This window comes from Streptococcus oralis subsp. tigurinus (assembly GCF_002093575.1).
Taxonomy (GTDB): Bacteria; Bacillota; Bacilli; order Lactobacillales; family Streptococcaceae; genus Streptococcus; species Streptococcus oralis_CH.
The window spans coordinates 1-3,204 of sequence record NZ_LNVH01000014.1 but is presented as its reverse complement, the minus strand read 5'-3'; the positions used below and the strand labels follow the sequence as shown (position 1 = coordinate 3,204).

The 3,204-nt window shown below is 41.6% G+C and carries 3 protein-coding genes and 1 pseudogene; 1 reads left to right on the top strand and 3 read right to left on the bottom strand.

All coding sequences use genetic code 11. From position 1 onward, the window contains the following. Positions 1–85: 85 nt before the first annotated feature. Entirely contained in the window at positions 86–802 is a 717-nt protein-coding gene (locus tag ATE37_RS10530; protein ID WP_000532895.1) for a YebC/PmpR family DNA-binding transcriptional regulator, read from the bottom strand. Between the two features lie 96 nt (positions 803–898). Further along, the gene (locus ATE37_RS10525) at positions 899–2,269 is read right to left on the bottom strand and encodes an MATE family efflux transporter (protein WP_084868981.1); all 1,371 of its coding nucleotides are present in this window, start codon (positions 2,267–2,269) and stop codon (positions 899–901) included. Positions 2,270–2,378: 109 nt separating this feature from the next. On the opposite strand from ATE37_RS10525, the gene ATE37_RS10520 reads away from it, so the two are divergent. Further along, positions 2,379–2,933: a GNAT family N-acetyltransferase gene (locus tag ATE37_RS10520; protein ID WP_000060287.1), complete on the top strand. Its 555-nt coding sequence runs from the start codon at positions 2,379–2,381 to the stop codon at positions 2,931–2,933. 180 nt (positions 2,934–3,113) lie between these two features. Here ATE37_RS10520 and ATE37_RS10515 read toward each other — a convergent pair. Then, positions 3,114–3,204, bottom strand: a pseudogene (locus tag ATE37_RS10515) (IS200/IS605 family transposase); the annotation flags it as partial.

Genomic DNA, 3,204 nt, shown 5'->3' with positions numbered 1-3,204 from the left:
ATTGCCCCTCGAGTGCCCCTTTTATTAATAAAACATAAAACAAACCCCTTAAAAGTCAAGCATCTCAAGGGGTTTATTTTTATACTTAGAATCCGTCTACGTTGGTATAGATCTTTTGTACGTCTTCGTCGTCTTCAAGAACGCTGTAAAGTTTTTCAAAGGTTTCAAGGTCTTCGCCTGACAATTCCACTTCTGACTGAGGAATCATTTCCAATTCTGTCACTTGGAATTCTTCGACACCTGACTCACGAAGGGCAACGATAGCCTTGTGAAGGTCTGTTGGAGCTGTGTAAACAGTGATTGTTCCTTCTTCTGCTTCTACATCATCCACATCCACATCCGCTTCAAGCAATTGCTCAAAGACTGCATCTGCATCTTCACCAGCAAATACGATAACACCCTTGTTGTCGAAGAGGTAAGAAACCGAACCTGAAGCACCCATATTTCCGCCGTTTTTACCAAAGGCAGCACGGACATTAGCCGCTGTACGGTTGACGTTTGAAGTCAAAGTATCAACAATCAGCATAGAACCATTTGGTCCAAAACCTTCGTAACGTCCTTCTGTAAAGGTTTCGTCTGTGTTTCCTTTTGCTTTATCAATCGCTTTATCGATAACGTGTTTCGGCACTTGGGCTTGTTTAGCACGGTCGATAACGAATTTCAAAGCAGTGTTTGATTCTGGGTCTGGATCACCTTTTTTAGCTGCTACATAGATTTCTACACCAAATTTTGCATATACTTTAGAGTTAGCTCCATCTTTAGCCGTTTTCTTGGCTACGATATTGGCCCATTTACGTCCCATTAGGAATCTCCTTTTTTCACATTTTAATCTTTCTTATTATAACACAAGTTTTTTCGATTTTCACTAGAGGAAATGGATTTTATTCAGCAAATCCAACTAGGATTGTCCTTTGGCTGCCAAGATTGTCTTGCCTTCTTTTATCCAAGGGTGTCGGGAAAGGGAGAAGTAAAGTTGGACAGTCATCACAACCCAGAGTAGCGGTTCACAGAAAATAACACCTGTATAGCCTGTCCATGGAATAATCCAAGCTACGAAAATAATTTTCCCAAACAACTCGATAAAGCTAGATATAAGTGGCAAAAGTTTTTGGCCTAGTCCCTGCAAGCTATTTCTATAAATCAATAAAAGGCTTAAAAATGGATAAAATACAGAACTGATACGTAAGTACAAGGTCCCGTTTTCTACCAAGTAGCTGTCTGTCGAACTCGCCAAGAAAGAGACTAGGCTAGGACTGGCAAAAAATAGGAAAATACAGGCAAAGGCTGCCCAAGACATACTCAAATAGCTCCCTAAACGAAGGCCTTGGACAATACGTTCGGGACGTTTCGCCCCAAAGTTTTGAGAGATAAAAGTCGTCATCGATGCTGAAATAGCTGTCATTGGCAGCAAGGCAAAGGCCATGATTCGCCGTGCTGCCGTTTGAGCACTGATAATGACTGCACCAAAACTATTGACAGAGGATTGCAAAATGACACTTCCGATAGAGACGATTGACCCCATCAGACCCATGGCTAGTCCCTGCTCCAAGAGATCAACATAGAGAGCCTTATTCCATTTGAAATGTTTGAGACTCGGAAGAAGCTCTGGAACACTCTTACGAATATAAAAATAACAGAGGATTGCTGACAAACCCTGTGATATAATGGTTGCAAGACCAGCAGACTGAACACCCAAATGCAGTTGCGTAATAAAATACAAATCCAAGATCACATTAACGATAGCTGAGAAGATAAGAAAAGCAAGAGCCGCAAGGCTATCGCCAATCGAGCGCAGTAAGCCTGCAAAAAGATTGTAAGCAAAACTAACCCCTACACAGGTAACAATCATGGAGATGTACTCGTAGGATTGAGGAAGGATTTCTACAGGTGTCTCTAAATATTGCAAGAGTGGATAAAGACCGAAGAAGCCCATCAGCATGACAAGAGCACTCAGGATGGCACCCAGAATCCAAGTTGCTGCCACTGCTTCTTTAATCTTAGCAAAATCACGAGCACCGTAAAGACGAGCGATGACAACTCCCATCCCATTTCCAACTCCGAGGGCAAAGCCGATAATCAGATCAAAAATAGCCGTCGTTGCTCCTACTGCTGCTAGGGATTCTTGTCCAAGAAACCGCCCTACAATCAAGACGTCAGCTGTATTATACAGTTGTTGGAAAATATTGGACAACAGAATTGGAAGGGCAAAACTCAAAAGTGAGGGAAGAATGGGGCCGTGAATCAGGTCCACTGTTCGTTTTTTATTCATAAAGATATTATATCAGCTTTCCAGAGGACCGACAAGATTCTTTAACGAATCCTGAAATCAATTGCTTACAGAGAGACAATTTGCTATAATCAAGAAAAGGAGGTCATTTATGAGTTTGACCAGTCAATTAATAACCGATGTGTTTCCAGATCTTGATAAAGTTGAAAAGCTAAATAACGAAGCTTTCCCCGAGGAAGAACGGGTCCCTCTTTCTGAGTTTTTGCGCTATCAGGACCGTGATGACGCCCACTTTTTTGCTTTTTATAACGAAGAAGAATTTGTTGGCTTTGCTTTTGCCATCTCCAACCAAAAGGCCTTCTATATTAGCTTTTTTGCCATCATGCCTCACTTAAGAAGTCACGGGTATGGGAAGGAAATTATCGACAAACTAACTGATTTTTACCAGCGGACCATGTTGCTTGAAGTGGAGCGGTTGGATGAAGAATGCGATAACTTGGAACAAAGAAAAGCTCGTATGAGCTTCTATCAACAAAATGGCTTTAAAACAGCTAACGCTTTTCTAGAGTATGATGGCTTGAGTTTTGAAATTCTCTACCGCGGTGACCATTTCGACGAGGAAGCCTATCGCGACATCTTCCAAAAATTACAAGATGAGCATTATTTTGATTTTCATATCAAATACAGACGCTTTAGTGATCATTAGTTGTTTCAAGGAAGAGAAATCCAGAGAATTTTCTCACAATCATAACCACCCGTCTAACGGGTGGTTTGCACCAGGGCTATAAGCCCAAATCAGCAGCCAGCGCCTAAAGACGCTGGCTTTCACGTTGTTCAAGCCTCATTGCTCTTGACTCGTCACTTGCCTCTTGAAGAGACCTTGGTACTACTTACCACTATCCCTAAAGGGATCCTCATATTCTTTTACACTTAATTTATCTAATGCTATATCATGTTCTTCCTGTTCTTGGATATAT